Source organism: Enterococcus sp. DIV1315a, assembly GCF_051712325.1.
Lineage (GTDB): Bacteria > Bacillota > Bacilli > Lactobacillales > Enterococcaceae > Enterococcus > Enterococcus faecalis.
Window position 1 is genome coordinate 396,683 of the sequence record NZ_JBIOOS010000001.1, and the last position, 18,501, is coordinate 415,183.

General features: G+C 35.9%; 13 protein-coding genes and 1 pseudogene. 10 read left to right on the plus strand and 4 right to left on the minus strand.

The window, feature by feature from the left end:
- Positions 1 to 10: 10 nt before the first annotated feature.
- Positions 11 to 1,189: a DNA cytosine methyltransferase gene (locus IGJ03_RS02010; RefSeq protein WP_016615950.1), complete on the minus strand. Its 1,179-nt coding sequence runs from the start codon at positions 1,187 to 1,189 to the stop codon at positions 11 to 13.
- Positions 1,171 to 3,030, minus strand: a complete 1,860-nt coding sequence (locus tag IGJ03_RS02015; RefSeq protein WP_229233427.1) for a DNA methyltransferase — start codon at positions 3,028 to 3,030, stop codon at positions 1,171 to 1,173. Before IGJ03_RS02015 ends, IGJ03_RS02010 begins: the two co-directional genes overlap by 19 nt.
- A gap of 144 nt (positions 3,031 to 3,174) precedes the next feature.
- On the opposite strand from IGJ03_RS02015, the gene IGJ03_RS02020 reads away from it, so the two are divergent.
- From IGJ03_RS02020 to IGJ03_RS02030, 3 genes and pseudogenes are all read left to right on the plus strand, one after another.
- Positions 3,175 to 4,719, plus strand: a complete 1,545-nt coding sequence (locus IGJ03_RS02020; protein WP_016615952.1) for an AAA family ATPase — start codon at positions 3,175 to 3,177, stop codon at positions 4,717 to 4,719.
- A gap of 9 nt (positions 4,720 to 4,728) precedes the next feature.
- Positions 4,729 to 6,366 (plus strand): DUF2357 domain-containing protein, encoded by a 1,638-nt coding sequence (locus IGJ03_RS02025; protein WP_229233428.1) that lies wholly within the window; start codon positions 4,729 to 4,731, stop codon positions 6,364 to 6,366.
- A 1,457-nt stretch (positions 6,367 to 7,823) separates the two neighbouring features.
- A pseudogene (locus tag IGJ03_RS02030) lies at positions 7,824 to 8,127 on the plus strand (ISL3 family transposase); the annotation flags it as partial.
- A 3-nt stretch (positions 8,128 to 8,130) separates the two neighbouring features.
- Here IGJ03_RS02030 and IGJ03_RS02035 read toward each other — a convergent pair.
- The gene (locus IGJ03_RS02035; RefSeq protein ID WP_375804744.1) at positions 8,131 to 9,150 is read right to left on the minus strand and encodes an acyltransferase family protein; all 1,020 of its coding nucleotides are present in this window, start codon (positions 9,148 to 9,150) and stop codon (positions 8,131 to 8,133) included.
- A gap of 236 nt (positions 9,151 to 9,386) precedes the next feature.
- On the opposite strand from IGJ03_RS02035, the gene IGJ03_RS02040 reads away from it, so the two are divergent.
- From IGJ03_RS02040 to IGJ03_RS02060, 5 genes are all read left to right on the plus strand, one after another.
- Positions 9,387 to 10,340, plus strand: a complete 954-nt coding sequence (locus IGJ03_RS02040; protein WP_002363150.1) for an ABC transporter ATP-binding protein — start codon at positions 9,387 to 9,389, stop codon at positions 10,338 to 10,340.
- A complete protein-coding gene (locus tag IGJ03_RS02045) occupies positions 10,341 to 11,858 on the plus strand; it encodes an ABC transporter permease/substrate-binding protein (RefSeq protein ID WP_002355507.1) in 1,518 nt (505 codons plus the stop codon). It begins immediately after the preceding gene.
- Positions 11,859 to 11,999: 141 nt separating this feature from the next.
- The gene (gene argR / locus IGJ03_RS02050; RefSeq protein WP_002355509.1) at positions 12,000 to 12,455 is read left to right on the plus strand and encodes an arginine repressor; all 456 of its coding nucleotides are present in this window, start codon (positions 12,000 to 12,002) and stop codon (positions 12,453 to 12,455) included.
- Between the two features lie 33 nt (positions 12,456 to 12,488).
- A complete protein-coding gene (locus tag IGJ03_RS02055) occupies positions 12,489 to 13,997 on the plus strand; it encodes a phosphoglucomutase (protein WP_010711998.1) in 1,509 nt (502 codons plus the stop codon).
- Between the two features lie 23 nt (positions 13,998 to 14,020).
- Complete coding sequence (locus IGJ03_RS02060) at positions 14,021 to 14,548, plus strand: GNAT family N-acetyltransferase (protein ID WP_438711066.1); 528 nt, start codon at positions 14,021 to 14,023, stop codon at positions 14,546 to 14,548.
- 150 nt (positions 14,549 to 14,698) lie between these two features.
- Here the strand turns inward: IGJ03_RS02060 and IGJ03_RS02065 are convergent, their stop codons facing one another.
- Positions 14,699 to 15,562 carry an RluA family pseudouridine synthase gene (locus IGJ03_RS02065; RefSeq protein WP_308660018.1) on the minus strand — a complete coding sequence of 288 codons (864 nt, stop codon included), beginning with the start codon at positions 15,560 to 15,562 and terminating at the stop codon, positions 14,699 to 14,701.
- A 342-nt stretch (positions 15,563 to 15,904) separates the two neighbouring features.
- On the opposite strand from IGJ03_RS02065, the gene IGJ03_RS02070 reads away from it, so the two are divergent.
- Together IGJ03_RS02070 and IGJ03_RS02075 are read left to right on the plus strand one after the other, a co-directional pair.
- On the plus strand, positions 15,905 to 18,091 hold the full coding sequence (locus tag IGJ03_RS02070; RefSeq protein WP_104855962.1) for a PBP1A family penicillin-binding protein: 2,187 nt from the start codon (positions 15,905 to 15,907) through the stop codon (positions 18,089 to 18,091).
- Positions 18,092 to 18,153: 62 nt separating this feature from the next.
- Complete coding sequence (locus IGJ03_RS02075) at positions 18,154 to 18,495, plus strand: YlbF family regulator (RefSeq protein ID WP_002355518.1); 342 nt, start codon at positions 18,154 to 18,156, stop codon at positions 18,493 to 18,495.
- The last annotated feature ends 6 nt before the right edge of the window (positions 18,496 to 18,501 follow it).

Sequence of the window (18,501 nt, forward strand, 5' to 3'; positions counted from 1 at the left end):
GGGGGGCTTTTTAAAAAATTGGTGTTAACGTTTTAGTTTCAGTTGAAAAAGCTTTGCTCAGAATTGAATCTGCAATTGCTTTTCCTAACAATGGTGGTACAGAGTTACCCACTTGCATTCCAACAGTAGTTATATCTCCTATGAAATGGTAATTATCAGGAAAACTTTGAATTCTAGCTGCTTCACGAGGGGTAATAGTTCTGTCATCCACTGGGTGCGTAATACGTCCAACACTAGGAGTATTCAATCGAGTTGTTAGTGTATAACTAGGCTCATTTTTCATCATTCGTCCATAAGCACCACTATGAACAGATTTTGTTCGCATATTTTCAGGTAAATCTTTCATGGTTTGTCCTGGTTTTATTAATTTTAAAATTTCAATTGTTTTTTTCTTATGGATTGATGCTGTATGGTTATAAAATAAATCATCTTTTGTGTTACGCATTAATAATTGGTAAGAATTTTGCGGAGCTTTTGTATAGGTGCATGGTTCAATACCTTCTCCAGATTTTAAAGAAGGTAAGTCTGAGATGGCATCCCACACAGTCACATAGTTCTCCTCGTTGTTTGTTTCATCTGGAAATAATGTTTCAGAATCAATTCCTAAATTATTTCCAATAAAAATAGCTCGTTTTCTCTTTTGAGGTACACCAAATTTTTCAGCAGACAATACTTTGGATTTAACATCATATCCTAGTGCGCCAAAACGTTCTTCAACTTCTCGTTTAACACGGCCGTTGTCATAATTGAGCATTCCTGGAACATTTTCAATGATAAAAATTTTAGGTTTCAAGTAAGTAACCATTCTCAAAAATTCTAGGAATAAGAGATTTCTTTCGTCTTCAAAGAATGGCTTGTCTTTTCTTATACGTCTTCCAGCCATTGAAAATCCTTGACATGGTGGTCCACCAAATATTAAATCAACAGATTTTCCTATAGTAGAAAACGCATCTTCAATTGTTGCTTTTTCTGCGTACTCTTTGGTTGAAGCGTCATGTGAATTTGCAGCAACCTGACGAATATCAGTATTGTACATTTTTGTGCTTTGGTGATTATATTGGTATGTTTTTGCGATTTTCTCATCAAATTCAACGGCGGCTACAACATTGATGCCTGTTTCTTTGAGTCCTAATGAAAATCCACCTGCGCCAGCAAATAGATCTAAGGCATTTACTTCTTCAATTGCCACTGGTATCTATCTCCAATCTTATTTTCACTTTCGAGTTCAACGTATTCATATTTTGTTTGAAGAATTTTTTCAATATCAAGAGCGTAACCATTTTCATCTAAATAAGTTTCTGAATGAACAATAATAGGAATTAATTTTTCATAAAGTTTAGATGGAGTGATTCCCTTATTCTCATCTATAATAGCTGCGATTGTATTTTCCACAAATTCAAGAGCTTTATCTGGTTCAACAACAGAAGATAAAGTAGGCTTAACATCGGTATCTTTGTATAAGGTGTAAACAAAGTCACCCGTTAATGTATTCATTTTGTTTATTCCCTGAGTTCCTGAGCTTACTGCTTGTTCTTGAAGCGTTATATTTTTAAGAACAAATCCAGAATGTTTAACGGCATCCATCACACCTTTCCAAACATTTAAGTCTCTATTGTGGAAAGTAAAAGATAAGTAATGTTTATTTTTTAAAACCCTATACATTTCTTTAAAGGTTGTAAGCATACGCTCACTATAGTCCGTATAGTTTTTCCCGCGATAAGAATCAACGATAATTTCATTATCATAGTCAACCGTATTATCTAACCATCCATTCCAAAATTGACTAAGAGCCAAATAGGCAATACTTTCTCCATAAGGTGGATCAGTAAAAATATAATCAATGGATTCATTATCTATAAATGCCATATGGTTTGAATCTTCATTAAATAAATAAATTAATGAATTGTTGACTAAAGTTAATTCAGTTTTACCTTTAGCAATTGCTCTTACTCTAAGGTTGAAACAGTGAAATATATTTCTTTCCGTATGAATTTTTGGTGTCCAAAATTTACTTATCACCCAACCAGATTTATAAGTTGCTTTTTCCAAATCACCTGGTAGCATATTAGATACATTAGCAAGCATACTCGTAAATGTAAACATAAGTAGGTTTCTCATTTCGACATTATCAACTTCACGAATTCGGTTACGTAGCTTAGAGAGAATAATTAGAGCTCTATCAGTAAATAACTCATCCAAACGTTCTTTTCCTGATCTTTTTACATATTGAAGAACTTTATCCGTGGGATATGAAATAGAACCATCGTTATCATATTCAGCTTTCAGAGAAGCAATTTCTTCGATTTTATCTATGTCTTGTTGATCGGCATCTTTGGTAAATATTCCATCAGTTGCACATTTACCTTTAAGTCTAGCTAAAACTCCGTTATCCCATACAGCAATTTCAATATGAGCAACATCACCACATGTAGGACAGGTAGTTTCATAAAGTCCATTCCAATCGCTAGCTATGTCAGTGATAACAATGTTGGCTAGTGATTTGTACTCTTTGATATCTACACTAGAAACTGTGTTTTCAGCAATAAATTTGGACATGGGATTTATATCAACCCCGATACCAATGCGTTCATTTTTAATTGCTTCAATAGGTACAATTCCAGAACCCATGAACGGGTCTAATACAGTATCACCTATATTTGTATAGTACTTGATATAGTCGGAAACTACATTGTGAGGTTTTCGTCCCCAATACTTATGCATCAAATAATGAGCCGGATGTGATTTAGCTCTAATACTTTTCATACCGATTTTGCTATCATCTTCCAGTTCAAAAAAACTTGGTTGCGGGTATATAGGTTCTTCTTTTTTTTCTTCAACTAAATACATTTCTTCTTTAAACTTTAAAACAGTATCTTTGTTGAATTTTCTATATTTAGTAGTGGCTACTGTAACACAAGGAAGCTTTCCAGAATCGGCAAGTCTACGAACCGTAGACTCAGAAACTCCAAGTATTTTAGAGGTTTCTTTAGTTCCTATAAGAGACTGAATATCAATTTGTACAGTTGTCAAGTCTATCAAACCTTTCAAAATGAGTTAGTAACATTGTAACAGAAATATATTAATTATACAACTAAAATCGAACATACGCTTCGGTTAAATTATGATGGGATTGTGTTAAAATAGACATAACTATAAAAATTATGAGGTGTTAAGATGGTGCTATTTGATCGAACTTTGATAGATATTGAGTCGTTTATGCAGGAGCAAGGATTCTATTATTCTAAAGAACAGATTTTTGATTTCTATGTTTCACTTAAAACGAAACCATTTTTAATTTTATCTGGAATTAGCGGTTCAGGTAAGTCAAAAATTGCTGAATTATTTGCAGAATATATGGGAAAAGCATATGGGATTGAGGACAATTACGAATTAGTTGCAGTAAAGCCTAATTGGACTGACAGCCGAGGGATGTTCGGATATCATAATGTATTGAATGACACTTACTCAATCACAGGTGTAGTGAAACTATTTATCCGTGCTTTACAAAATCCTGAGAAACCATATTTTCTTGTGTTAGATGAAATGAACCTTGCTAAGGTTGAACATTATTTTTCGGATTTTCTTAGTGTGTTGGAAAGTAGAAGATATGCTGAGGGTACATTTTCAGATAAGGTTATATCTAATTTTGGACAAACGATGACGTTATCACAAGCAATTATTTTGGCGGCTTTAGAAAAAGGAAATAATCAATTTGAATCCCTTGATTATTTTAGAGATAATCCAATCGTTCAATGGTGGCAAACTAATCGTTCTCAAACGGAAGATAAAAAAGCTCAATTTAGAACAGAATTAAATCAAGGAAGACCAACAGATAAATTTTTAAATTCTAACTTGAAATTAGACGGTAAACGTTTGGCTGGGAGAGCTTTTTTCGCTCAAAGAGAAGGAAATTCGTATAAATTGAAAGAACCTTCTGAGATGGATGCAAAAACTTTAGAGCAATTTGAAGAAGTAAGACAGATGTACGATTTTATTGCGAAAAATTCAATTAAGCAGCAAAAAATTACTTTGCATAACTCTAACTTATTTTTGAAAACGGAACCAAATCAAAAAGAATTCAGAAATGATTTGGGAATTAATTTGTATGATGAAGATGATGGTTATTATGTTCCATCTGAAATCCAAATTCCTTTAAATGTTTTTGTTGTAGGGACTGTTAATGTAGATGAAACAACTTATATGTTCAGTCCAAAAGTTTTAGATAGAAGTAATGTGATTGAATTTAACGATATAGATTTGTATCATGCGTTTGGATATGGGGAAAGAACTGACAATAATTCAGTGAATTTAGGAATTGAAAATAACGATTTTAATATGGAAATTACATTGGCAACGTCTGAAGATACTAAAAAATTCATTGAAAAATATTCGGAGAATTTTCATATTCTCGTTGAAATTAATGACGTATTAAAAGGAAAAAATCGTCATTTTGGATATCGAGTTTTTAATGAAATTAGTTCATTTGTTTTAAATTATTGTCCATTAGATTCTAATAAAAATGAAGTTTTTATAGCGCTAGATTTGCAAGTGTTGCAAAAAGTGCTACCGAAAATTAACGGTTCAGAAGATGAAGTAGGTAATTTATTGAATGAGATAAAAGAAATATGCGACAATAACTTTATGCCAAGAACTTCAAAAAAAATTAAAAAAATGTTGAACTCATTGGCAAATAATGGATATACAACATTTATTGAGTAGGTGAATATTGTGGAACGATTTAAGGCTTTTCGATTTCAATCGTTTATCTTGTTTACAGATGAAACTACAGATAATGAACTTAAGGAAATTATGAATGGTTCGAAAAATCATTTAAATTCTGATTCAAAAGGCTTTCGTCAAGAAGATGAGAACTTCTATTTGGATGAGTGGGTTCAATATTATGTTATTGGAGTTGGCGGCTCAGAACTGTCTAATGATGATTACTTTTATTCTGGTCAGTACAATAGAAGTAACTCAGGAATTTTGTGCTTTAATAATTTTATTGGAACTGCTAGATTTAGAGAACAAGTTTTTAATGTTGAATCTCCCAAGATTAAAACTGCTGATTTTAATGAAATGATTTCAAATGTTGACGCTAAGATAAAAGAAATAGTTTCTTTAGTTTTTAGAAGTAATAGTGTGGCCAAAGGTATATATTCCAAGACTGGTTTTAGAGAACATGATTATTACGTATATTTAAGAATATATCAGTTGATGAAGGATAATAAAATTATTCCTTTCAGTGAATATATTAGAAAACATCCCAATTTTAGATTCGTGCGAAATATTGAAACAAAGTCAATAAATCTAATAACAGATGTTAGTCCGGAAAGTATTGAGGATGTCATATCTGTAAAAAATGTTTTTTCTAAAATTAGTGATACTGAAAAGACTGTTTTTGGGAAAGTTATGCCATTTGAAATGAATGAGTATCAAGCTATTAGTAGTATTGATACTGGAGAAAATCAATTTGTTAAGTTCTTTTTGAATTATTCAATCCGTTTACTAAACCATTTTCGAAATTCGTTGTTGAACAGTTTAACAAAGGGTGAGGGAGTTGTTGATGTTTGTTTAGTCGAAGAAGTGAGCAAGATGCAAGAACGTTTGATTTCAGAGCTATCTCATCCATTCTATAGTCGAATTTCTAAGATGAACACCATGAATGGTTCAAGCACAGTTTTAACCAGAAAATTCGGATATAAAGAATTATTTAAGTCGTACTTATCATTAAAGCAAGAACCGCTTAGTGTTTTTGATTCGGACTCATTGATTGAATTGTTCCAAAATAAATCTGTTGATAAGTTATACGAGTATATTTGTCTTTTTCGATTAATAGACATTATTTCGGAAATTTATGAAAAAAAGGCTGTATATGAAGGTGAATTAGACATTAAAGAAACTACTATCTTTTCTGTTGGAATTTACGAAGGTGATGATGGTGTTGAATTTGTTTTTGATGAAACAGAACAATATCCGAAAACGACTTTAATGTTCCAGCATTCTTTTTCTAAGTCTAATAGTGAATATTTATCAGTATCAGTTGATTTTAGACCAGATTTTACCCTAATGCTTGAAGATGGAAAGAATAAGCACTACTATCATTTCGATTCAAAGTTTAGAATCGGAAACAATGATGGTAGTAAAAATGATGATATTGCTAAAATGCATGGCTATAGAGATGCTATAGTTTGTACAGTAGGTGCCTATGTTTTATATCCAGGTGACAAGAAAATAGTTTATGGAAGACCTAAGTCCTATTACTACGAAGGTGTGGGTGCGTTTCCCTTGAATTTTGATAGAGAACATGATTCGGACTTAGAAAAAATGCTCCGCTCAGTTCTTAAAAATTTTAAGAAGAATAGCTAAGAACATTTTTCTCAAGTGATGAGCCAGCTTTCAAAGTCTTGCTCGTCTTATGTTACTATTATCATTCGATAATTCAAAGTTCGTTCATTAATATACTCAATCGTAATATTTTTTTGCGCATCATCGAAGGACAAGAAGTTTGCGTCAAGTATTTCTTTTTCAAACATAAGATCATCTACTCGTTCAATCGAATAAATTAATTGTTGTGCTGAGTACGCTTGTTAATTTGGTTATATCTCATTCTTACTCAATGATTGCTTAATCTTTGGACGATTATTTCGAGGAATTTAAATTAAAATTTTCTCATTTGTATTATCTGCCTTTTTTGTATCGTCCATATTATCCGTATGGGTTAATTATAATCCACTGTTATTAAAAAATGAAGCTTTTGTTATAAAAACATAAAATTATTAGTCTTTTTAAGTAAAAAAAGTGATATTATAAAATGGAGAGAGCAAGATGGTTCTTCAAGAATATCTGAAAGCGAAGAAAGTCAAGCAATTATACGTTGTGGTCGACCAAATCATCCTATGAAGTGTTTTGTAAAATCAATTTACAACAGGCGTATTATAAAGGTTGTAGTACAACTGCTGGACAGGTGTAACTAGAAACACTTGATGAGAGATTTGGGACTGTTGAAAAATTTCACGTTGCTTTATTATCTGAAATCTTAAGAAAAACAAGCCTTTGTTCCGGAAGATAAAACTATTTTTTTTAATTGTTCAGTTAGTTTTGGAAGAACTTGAAAGGTAATTTTTTGATGCGGTAACCATTATGGGCTGGGAGCTATAAGCTATCTACTAGGTCTGAGAGGAAGTAGAAATTGAAATTTATGTTAGCGGATTGATAAGTGCATAGATGCAGAGATTATTTTTTTTGAAGTTCAGTTAATCAGTATGTTCTGTTCTTAGGGGTGCATTTCATGTTGAAAAAATTGAATAGAATACACAATCAAACTGACAAAGGCTTTATACTTGAAAGGAAAATTATATGGCAGAGAGTATTAAGAAGGCGTATAGTTTAGAAAAATTTTGTTTTCAGGAAATCCCGAAAGTTGTATAATATACGTTAATGGCGCTCAAAAAGCAATGAAAATTTACCACAACTTCAACGAAAGAGTAAGCAGACTTTAAAATTATAGTGATGAAGAATCACTTATGCCCTAAGAGTAATGATCATATGTGAGTATTGCTTTAAATTACCTACTTGATCGTAACCGTAAAGATCTGTAATTTCAGTGGTAACCTTCAAGAAAATTTCGAAATTATGTGCTATGCGGAATGCTTAAAGGAAGTAGGTGCATAGATTTAATGATTGAAAACAATACAGTAGAAAAACAAAAGCTCTATACTTTCTGATGTTGGTATTTTTACCAACATCTTTTTTGTTTCACAAAAAAGACACCTCGAAATCCTGTAGAATTAAAGTCGCCGAACCCATTCTAAGGAGGAATCAAGATGTCCTCTACTGAGCTTACCAAAGAAACCCTAAATATTCTAGACCTAAATGTTACTTTTGAAGAAAATTGTTTGCGAAAAGAAAAAATAAATGGACAAATTTGTAAAGTTTATACAGGAATCTGGAATTGAGAAAACAACGATTTAAATGTCATGCCTGTCAACGAACCTTTGTTGCGGATACAAGCATAGCAGGAAAGAACTGTTTCATTAGTCAACCTGGCAAATGGCCATTACTACAAGGTTGAAAGAAAATACTTCCATGACAGGCATCGCTCGCCAAAAAAATGTTTCTGTTTCTTCTTTTTTATTTAACTTTTAACCATTGTTTTGGCAACACATATGCAATTGGATTAAAAAGATAATCCGCTCCCCGTTTCACCACAGGCATATTCGTAATAGCTAAAATGAAGAGGGTTAAGAAGAAAAGTGCCAGGATTCGGAAAGTAAACCATTCTTTAAATAGTGTGTCTAATTGCAAACCACTTTCCAACAGAATAATTAAGGGCATATGCAAGAGATAAGGGTAGAGGGTATCTTTTCCGAGGGCGCTTAAAGGTAACTTTCGTTTCGGCAATAATGCAAACCAAGAAAGAGACACCAATGCTGCAGCAACGTAAAAGAACAGCTGAATGAAACTACTGTATTCAAAGGCCGGACTAATTTCAGCGTAGGAAGCCCAACCAGTTAAGAAGCCCCAAAATTTCGTTGCCAATGACCATTGACTATTTACAAATAAAAAGGAGCTTAAAATTACGCCTATCGCTGCCCATTTGACTTTGCGATGATCTAAAAAGGTTTGTAGCTTTTGAATATCCATTAAGTAGCCACAATAAAAGAAAGGGAAGAAGCCCAGAGTCCGTCCTAAAGACAAGAAACCTTCCACAGGTAAATAGCCTGAGGCGCAGCCGATAACAATGATGATTGGCAACATGATTTTCGGCTGAACGCGCTGAAGAAAGATGGTAATTAAGTAGAAACTTGCTAAGGAAAGTAAGTACCAAGGAACGCCTGTTTCGTTCAGTAAATCAAAATTCATTTTATTTGCAAAGGCGAAATTAGCAAGCGTAATCAACAACTTCGCTAAGAGATAAAGCCAAACAAAGGAAAGTAAGCGTAGATATTTTCGTTGTTTAATGGCATGTTTACTAAAGAGTCCAGAGACAAAAATAAAGGCTGGCATATGGAATGAATAGATCCAAAAGTTGATCGTTTCCATGAGTCGTGAAGGAGCAGCTTCACGATCTAAAATATGCCCAAAAATCACTAAGAAAATTAAAAAAAGTTTCACGTTGTCCCATTTATAAATTCGCTTGTCGTTTTCCATAACGATCACTCCTTTTAGTAGAAAACAGTTCACTTTTGTTTAAGGCAGAAGAGGACAATTTTTCCATTCATTGAGTAGATAATTGTAGATACGAACCGGCAGCCGTTAAATGAGCCCCCACATACTTGCGCTTAAAACAAAAAATTAGGCAGGATGTTAGTCTTAAATTATACTGAAAGAGTGACGATCCTCCAAAGATTTTGTTTATTAAGAAGTGAAAGATGCGGTGAAAATAAATGATAAAATTTCAAAATGTTTCAAAAGTATATCAAGAAAATGCCGTTTTGTCCGATGTGAATTTAACAATTCAACAAGGCGAATTTTTTGTATTAGTAGGGCCGAGTGGTAGTGGAAAAACGACGACTTTGAAAATGATTAATCGGCTCATTGAGCCAACGACAGGTGAAGTGGCTCTCAATGAACAAGCGGTAACCAACTACCCTTTACGTGAATTACGACTAAAAATTGGCTATGTTCTTCAGCAAATTGCCTTATTTCCTAACTTAACCGTGGCGGAAAATATTGAGTTGATTCCTGAAATGAAAAAATGGCCCAAAGAGCAACGCAGAGAGCGAACCATTGAACTATTGAAAAAAGTTCAGCTGGATCCTGAGGAATATCTGCATCGTAAGCCAGCAGCGCTTTCAGGAGGCGAACAACAACGTATCGGGATTTTACGCGCCATTGCAGCCGAACCAGAAGTGATTTTAATGGATGAACCTTTTAGCGCGCTAGATCCGATTTCAAGACATCATCTTCAACGTTTGGTGAAAGAACTTCATCAGGAATTAGCGAGTACCATTGTTTTTGTGACCCATGATATGAATGAAGCTTTATTGTTAGGGGAGCGCATCTGTATTATGGACGCTGGCAAAATTATTCAAGTCGATACGCCAGAAGCCATTCAAAAACATCCGAAAAATAATTTTGTCGGTCAATTTTTCAAACAATCTTCGCCAGAACTAGCGAACTATTGTGGCGCTGACTTGACTGCATTTTTAGAAGCCGCAGATGAGACGATTGAGCCAGTGCCGACTGTTTTCATGGAAACCAATTTAAAAGAGATTGTCCAACTCATTAATGCGCAAGAGAAAGCAAATTTAGTAGAAAAACAACAAGTTTTAGGGTGTATCACCTCAAAAACGATTACTCGTTTTATGGAACAGCTGTTGGAAAGCGAGGGACAGTAGATGCAAGCACTGATTGAAACTTTTTTCGCTCGAAAAGAAGAATATCTGCAAGCGTTAATCGAGCATATGCAATTGTCCTTTATCTCGTTATTATTCGCTGCGTTGATTGCAATTCCTTTAGCCATTTATTTAACGAGTCATCGTAAGTTAGCGGAAAGTCTGTTACAAGTGACTGGGATTTTCCAAACCATCCCTTCTTTAGCCTTGCTAGGCTTACTGATTCCGTTAATTGGTATTGGTCGACCACCGGCAATTGTTGCGCTAGTGATTTATGCCTTATTCCCAATTTTACAAAACACCTATACTGGTTTGACGGAAATTGATCCTTCGTTAGAAGAAGCCGCAGAAGCATTTGGGATGAGTAAAAAAGAAAAACTGTTTAAGTTTGAGTTGCAAATGGCGTTACCATTTATTATTTCTGGGATTCGAACGGCTACCGTTTTAATTATTGGTACGGCCACGTTGGCGGCGTTAATTGGAGCAGGTGGTTTAGGGACCTTCATTTTATTAGGAATTGATCGAAATAATTTATCGTTGATTTTTATTGGAGCTCTTTCATCAGCTGCACTAGCAGTCTTATTTAATTATGGAATTCATTGGTTGGAAAAAGCGAATGGACGGCGACTAATCATTGGCGGTACTATTTTAGGCCTTTTGTTAGGTGGTTCATTTTTCTGGAATCAACAAACTTCTTCAAAGGAAAAACAGCTGACAATTGCTGGCAAATTAGGAGCGGAACCAGATATTATTATTAATATGTATAAAGCCTTAATTGAAGAAAATAGCGACATTCAGGTGACGTTAAAGCCAAACTTTGGCAAGACTACTTTTTTATATAATGCCTTGAAATCAGATGAAATCGATCTTTATCCGGAATTTACAGGAACAGTAATCGAAACCTTTTTAAAAAATCCTCCTCAGCTAGACAATCAACCTCAAGTAGTCTATGAAGCGGCACGCGCTGGCTTGAAAAAACAAGAAAACCTTACTTTGTTGAAACCGATGCGCTATGAAAATACGTATGCCGTCGCAGTTAAGCGCTCATTTGCAAAAGCGCATCAATTAAAAACGATTAGTGATTTACAGAAAATCAGCAATCAGTTGAAAGCAGGTTTTACGTTAGAATTTATTGATCGGCAAGATGGTTATAAGGGATTACAAGAAAAATATCATTTAAATCTGAATGTCCAATCGATGGAACCGGCGTTACGCTATCAAGCGATTAATAATGGTGAGGTAAATGTGATTGATGCCTATTCAACGGATAGTGAATTGAGACAATACGATTTAGTAACGTTAGAAGATGATCAAGCGCTATTTCCGCCTTATCAAGGAGCACCACTTATTAAAACAGCAACGTTGGAAAAATATCCAGAATTAGCAGAAATATTGAATAAATTGGCAGGAAAAATTAGCGAAGAAGAAATGAGTGAAATGAATTATCAAGTCAATGTGGAGGGGCAAGACCCTAGCATAGTGGCGAAAGACTATTTAAAAGAAAAGAATCTTCTTAAATAAGTATTTTTTACTGAAAAAGACTGGTATATAAACATTTATCCAGTCTTTTTCAGATAAATAAAGAGTTTAATGTGAAAAGTACCTGTATTTTTGCTCATTTTTGGATATAATAAAAGAAATGAATGGAGAGGAGTGGTCTATATGAAAAAAGCAGAACGTCAACGTTTGATTAAACAATTAATTATGCAACAAGAAATTGAAACACAAGATGAATTAATCACTCGTTTGGAAGAACTTGGCGTCCGAGCCACTCAAGCGACTGTTTCAAGAGATATCCGTGAAATGAGTATTGTTAAAACACATGGTGCAGATGGTCGTGTCAAATATGCAATTTTTTCTCAAGCACAAGGCACAAGCAGTGAAGAGAAATTACGAGAATCAGTAAAAGATTCAGTTGTTCGAATGGAGCGAGTACAATTTATTGTCATCTTGCATACAGAGATGGGAAATGCCGATGTGGTGAGTAACTTTTTAGATGAAGTAGCTTATCCAGAAGTGGCGGGTACAGTGGCTGGTGCGGATACGATTATTGTGATTACACGTTCAGAAGAGGATGCGGAACACTTTATCGAACGCATCGAAAATATGATTTTTTAAAATTGAAAGCATCAATAGAAGGGAGTTTTTTTCTTGGTAGAATTGAAAGCGCTACAAAATGGTTCGGATATTCGGGGAATTGCTTTGGATACGGAAGAGCAAACTGCAACATTAACCGCAACAGCAGTAGCCGAGATTGCGGTGGGCGTGGTTCGTTGGTTACAGGACAAAAAACAGCTGCCACGAAAGGCACAACAGCGCCTGACAATTGCAATCGGACATGATAGTCGTCTAACGGCGGAGCCGATTAAGCAAGCATTAGTAGATACGTTTCTTTCATTAGGTATTCAGGTGATTGACGTTGGTTTAGCTACGACGCCTGCTATGTTTATGGCTACTCAATTTCCAACGCTTCAATGTGATGCAGCGATTATGATCACAGCTAGCCATTTGCCTTATTACTTTAATGGTTTGAAGTTCTTCACAGCAGAAGGTGGAGCAGAGAAAGAAGATATTCGGTATATTTTATCTCATACTGATCCGCTGACGGCCAATGAAAATGGCACACTGATGAAGCAAGAGTTACTGCCAATTTATGCGGAGCATTTGGTGGCAAAAATCCGCCAAGGAATTCATTCGCCAGAAGAGAAACCTTTACAGGGCTTTCGAATTATCGTTGATGCGGGTAATGGGGCTGGGGGCTTCTTTGCAGAGCAGGTTCTTCAAGTTTTGGGCGCTGATACGACGGGATCACAGTTTTTAGAACCAGATGGGCATTTTCCTAATCATGTACCTAATCCAGATAATTCTGAAGCAATGAAAAGTATTCAAACGGCTGTTTTAGCTAATCAAGCAGATTTGGGCATTATTTTTGATACAGATGTAGATCGTTCGGCCGTGGTGGACCAATCAGGTGAGGTACTAAACCGAAATAATTTAATTGCTGTTTTAGCGGCAATTGTTTTAAAAGAAGCGCCTGGTAGTTATATTGTGACAAATTCGCCAACCTCAAGTCATTTAAAAACATTTATTGAAGAAAAAGGCGGCCAACAGATTCGTTATATTTCTGGTTACCGAAATGTCATTAATAAAATGATTGAATTGAATCATGGGGGCTTTCAGACGCCGTTAGCCATTGAAACCAGTGGTCATGCAGCGTTTCAAGAAAACTACAATCTGGATGATGGTGCATATGTCGTGGCAAAAATTTTAATGTTGTTACCAGAATTGAAACAAAACAATCAAACGTTAGGTGATCTGATTGCTACGTTGAAGCAACCGGCAGAAACCAACGAATTTCGCTTCAAAATTACTGCGGAGGATGTTACTTGTTATGGGCAACAAGTCTTGCGAGACTTTGAATTGTTTGTAGAAAATCAAGCAGACTTTGCTGTGGACCGTGAAAACCAAGAAGGTGTTCGGGGAAACGTGTCTGGTCAATATGGCAGTGGGTGGTTTTTACTACGCTTAAGTCTGCATGAACCGTTGCTTGTTCTTCAGGTAGAGAATGACCAAAGCGATAAAAATGCGTGTGTCATCGAAAAAATTGCCACTTTTTTACAAAAATACGAGGAAATAGATAGTCAGCAAATAGAAAAATAATCTAGGAAATTAAAGGTGTTCTTATGGAAAATGTTTTAAAAGGAAAACACGTTGGCTTTTCTCATTTTAGAGAAGAATATATCGAACATATTGCAAAACAGCAATGGGATAATGAATTGCTTCGGCATTTGAGCTGGGATGCTTTACATCCGTGGGGGCTTGAAGAATGGAAAGATTTCACAATTAATAAAGGAGAAGATGATCGATTTCTATTTGCTATTTTAGAAAATACGACAGAGGAATTTATTGGTTGGGTTTCGTTGTCTGATGTACAGTTGAAAAATAGAGGGGCCAATTTAGGGATTGCTATTTTACAAAAAGAGCAACGTGGTCAAGGATATGGCTTTGAGGCGGTGTCTTTAATTTGTAAATTTGCTTTTTATGAATTGGGCTTGCACAAAATCAGATTAGCTGTCAATAGTAACAATCAAAAAGCGATTCATGTTTATGAAAAAGTAGGCTTCAAAAAAGAAGGAATTGATAGAGAAGCGTTATTTCAAGATGGCCAATGGTTGGATATCTACAATTACGGAATTTTACAAAAAGAGTAGCTACAAATGATTAAGGCTGAGAGTTAGCTCAGGAACTGTTTAACACCAAGACACTAAGCAAACGCAGATATGCCGTTCTCAGCAGTGAATGTGCGGTAAAATAAAAAAGCAGAAGAAATCGGCGGTTACCGTTCGATTTCTTCTGTTTTTTTACCATAGGCCAGGCGCTGCAGTCACAACGATTTGTTTTTTTGTAAACGGATGGAGTAAATGAAGTTTTGAAGCATGGAGCATTAAACGAGCTGCCTGCGATTTTGGGTTGTATAACGGATCACCAATAATTGGATGCCCTTCGCTAGCTAAATGGACCCGAATTTGGTGCGTCCGACCTGTTTCTAAAACACAGGTAACTGCGGTTTGATTATTAGAAAGAGCTTTGACCACTTGGACATGTGTAATCGCTGAATCCCCTTTTTGAGGATCAATCCGTCGTTTCCGGCGATCATGCCGATCACGACCAATCGGCTGATTGATTGTCTGTTCTTTTTGGTTAAAGTGACCAGCCGCAATCGCTTGATATTGACGGTAAATTTGTTTTGTTTCTAATAAACGCCCTAAAATAGGTAAGACAAAAGGATTTTTAGCAAAGACAATCGCACCACTGGTTTCTTTATCTAATCGATGAACGACATAAGGGACCTGATTTTTCTCGGCTAAATAGGCAGCAACATGATTTAACAAGGTGTCTGTTTCCTGTGGCTGATTTGGATGGGTTTTAATGCCATAAGGTTTATTTACAATCATTAAATGTTCGTCTTCATATAAAACCTTCACACGCGTTGCTTCCCCCAAATGAATAGTGGGACGCACATAATCGGTTTCTTCAAACGTTAAGGTGACACAATCGCCAGCTTGGACTGGAAAATGAAAAGCAGCTGTTTCTCCGTTGATTTTGACATTTTTTCGCGTGCGTAAAAAATGGCGCACTTTTCGAGGGACTAGCCACTCATTTTCTAATAGTTCTTTTACAGTCATTGTTGAAAAATTTTCAGGTAATCTCATTGAATATTCCACCAAATCCCACCTTTCACTGATTCGCTATTTAGTGTAACAAAGCTACTCAAAAGGTCAAGTCAGAACGGAAAAAAAGCTGAAATTTGTTAGAAAGGCAGTTCCTTGAGAGATTCTTAAACAAATTTACATAAAAAACGAAGAAAAGCATGATAGAATAGAGGCTAAATAAAGACTCGTTTCTAAGCGTAAGCAATTATTTACCTCTAGTGAAGGCCATATTTCCTTTGCTACAGCGAAAAGACCATTGAAATTGTTTTTCAAGAATTTTTCATGCTTTAGACCTAGGTCGTACCCACAAGAATATGGTAGACTTAGCCAAGAAACGTAAATAGAGGGAGTACTATGGACAATCTTAAACAATTTTTTAGTAAAGTCGGTGTCGGATTACGTCATTTTTGGACGTGGATAAAGCCTTATTTAATACAATTCCATCAAGCCAGAAAGCGGATTTGGAAAAAGTATCAAATCAATAAAATTTTCTTGTTAATTGGTTTGGTAGTCGCTTTAGGTGCCAGTATTTATTTATTTTACTTAGCCAAGTCCGCAAACGTTGAGACCCTAAAATCGGGGCTAAGTGAATCAACACGCGTTTATGACGAATCAGGAGAGGAAGTCGGAAAATTATTCGGGCAAAAAGGGACTTTTGTGGAACTGGATAATATTTCTCCTTATATTCAAGATGCGGTTATTTCAACTGAAGATCGCGCGTTTTATCAACATAAAGGGTATTCCATCAAAGGGATTGCCCGTGCGGTTGTTGGAAAATTGACCTTCGGGAAAATCGGTGGCGGTGGTGGCGGAAGTACAATTACGCAGCAATTAGCCAAAAATGCTTACTTAACGCAAGAGCAAACGTTAGATAGGAAAGCCAGAGAATTATTCTTAGCGATTGAAATCGAAAAGAAATATTCGAAAAAAGATATCTTAGCAATGTATTTAAATAATTCTTATTTTGGTAATGGTGTCTGGGGCGTGCAAGATGCAGCTCGTAAATATTTTGGCGTGGATGCATCCCAAGTGACAGTGGGGGAAGCCGCAACGCTAGCAGGTATGTTAAAAGGGCCAGGAATCTATAATCCAATTGATTACATTGACAATGCCACAGCGCGACGGAATACCGTTTTACAACTAATGGTTGACAATAAAAAACTATCTCAAGAAGAAGCCAATCAAGAAGCGAGTGTTAACTTAGCGAGTCTATTAAATGACACCTATGTTGGCGACGAAAATAGTTACAAATATCCATATTATTTTGATGCGGTAATTGATGAAGCGGTCAATCGTTATAAATTTAAAGAAGAAGATATTTTAAATAAAGGCTACAAGATTTACACTTCTTTAAATCAGGGGTATCAAGATGCGATGGATGCAACTTATAAAAATGATGCACTATTTCCACCCAATGCAGAAGATGGTGCCATGGTTCAGAGTGGTTCTGTAGCCATTGATCCGAAAACCGGCGGCGTGCAAGCACTGGTGGGCGGTCGAGGGGAACACGTTTATCGAGGCTTTAACTTTGCAACGCAAACAAAACGTTCACCAGGCTCGTCCTTAAAACCAATTTCTGTCTATACACCAGCTTTAGAGGCTGGCTATAAACCAGACTCTGTTTTAGAAGATAAACCACAAGATTACTATCCAGCGCAAAACTATAGCCGCACGTACAGTGGAGAAGTTCCTATGTACCAAGCCTTAGGAGAAAGCTTAAATTTACCAGCGGTATGGTTATTACATCAAATTGGTTTAGATAAAGGCTATGAAAAAACAGAGAAATTTGGCATTCCATTATCAGAAAAAGATCGATATTATGGTTTAGCACTTGGGGGATTACAAACGGGTGTTTCGCCACTAACCATGGCGGGAGCTTATAGTGCCTTTGCCAATGAAGGCTATAAAACTGAAACGCATTTAATTACAAAAATCGTCGACTCAACTGGCGCAATTGTAGTTGATAATACGAAAGTCAAGAAAGAGCAAGTCATTACCAAAGATGTTGCAGATGGGATTACAAGTATGCTACTAGGGGTCTTTAGTTCTGGGAGCGGGGTCAACGCACAACCAGCAGGCTACGTAATGGCTGGTAAAACAGGTACGACAGAAACCAACTTCGATAGTAGTAAAACGAACGATCAGTGGGTGATTGGTTATACACCAGAAGTTGTCATTGCTACTTGGTTAGGCTTCCAAGAAACCAGTAAAACCCATTATCTGGAAGGTAGTAGCGCCACATATGCCTCTCAGGTGTTCAACAGTCAAGCCAGTGGCATCTTGCCACAAGTCAAACAAGCACAATTTCCTGTCGCGGATGCGTATGCCACAGGTGGGAAAGTTGTTGATAGCAACGATAGTTTAACCGGTGGTGCCAATTCTAATTGGCGGGATAACTTAAAAGACTTTGGAAACTCTGTTCAAGATGGCGCTAGCAATTTCGGAGATACATTGAATGAAGTTGGGGGACAAATTAAAGACGGCGCGAAAAAAGTCAAAGACAAGATTGAAGGAATTTTCGGAGGCTTATTAGGAAATTAGTTGGGAAAACCTAAGAGAAATGGTACAATAAAGATGAAACTATTGAGAAAAGAGGGATTCCATTGAGTAACATTTATGATACAGCCAATCAGATTGAACGTGAACTACGTGAGTTAGACGAATTTAAAGCATTACAAGCAGCGTATGAAGAAGTAAAAGCAGACGAAGCAGCTTACACATTGTTTAAAGAATTCCAAGGATTCCAGCAAGGACTACAAGAAAAACAAATGCGCGGCGAAGAATTCACAGATGAAGATGCTGAAAAAGCACAAAGCATTGCAACGAAAGTGCAAGAAACAGCAGTTATCAACGAATTAATGCAAAAAGAACAAGCGTTTAGCTTAGTTGTCAATGATTTAAACCGAATTATCATGACTCCTGTGCGTGATATGTATAACGATTAATTTACG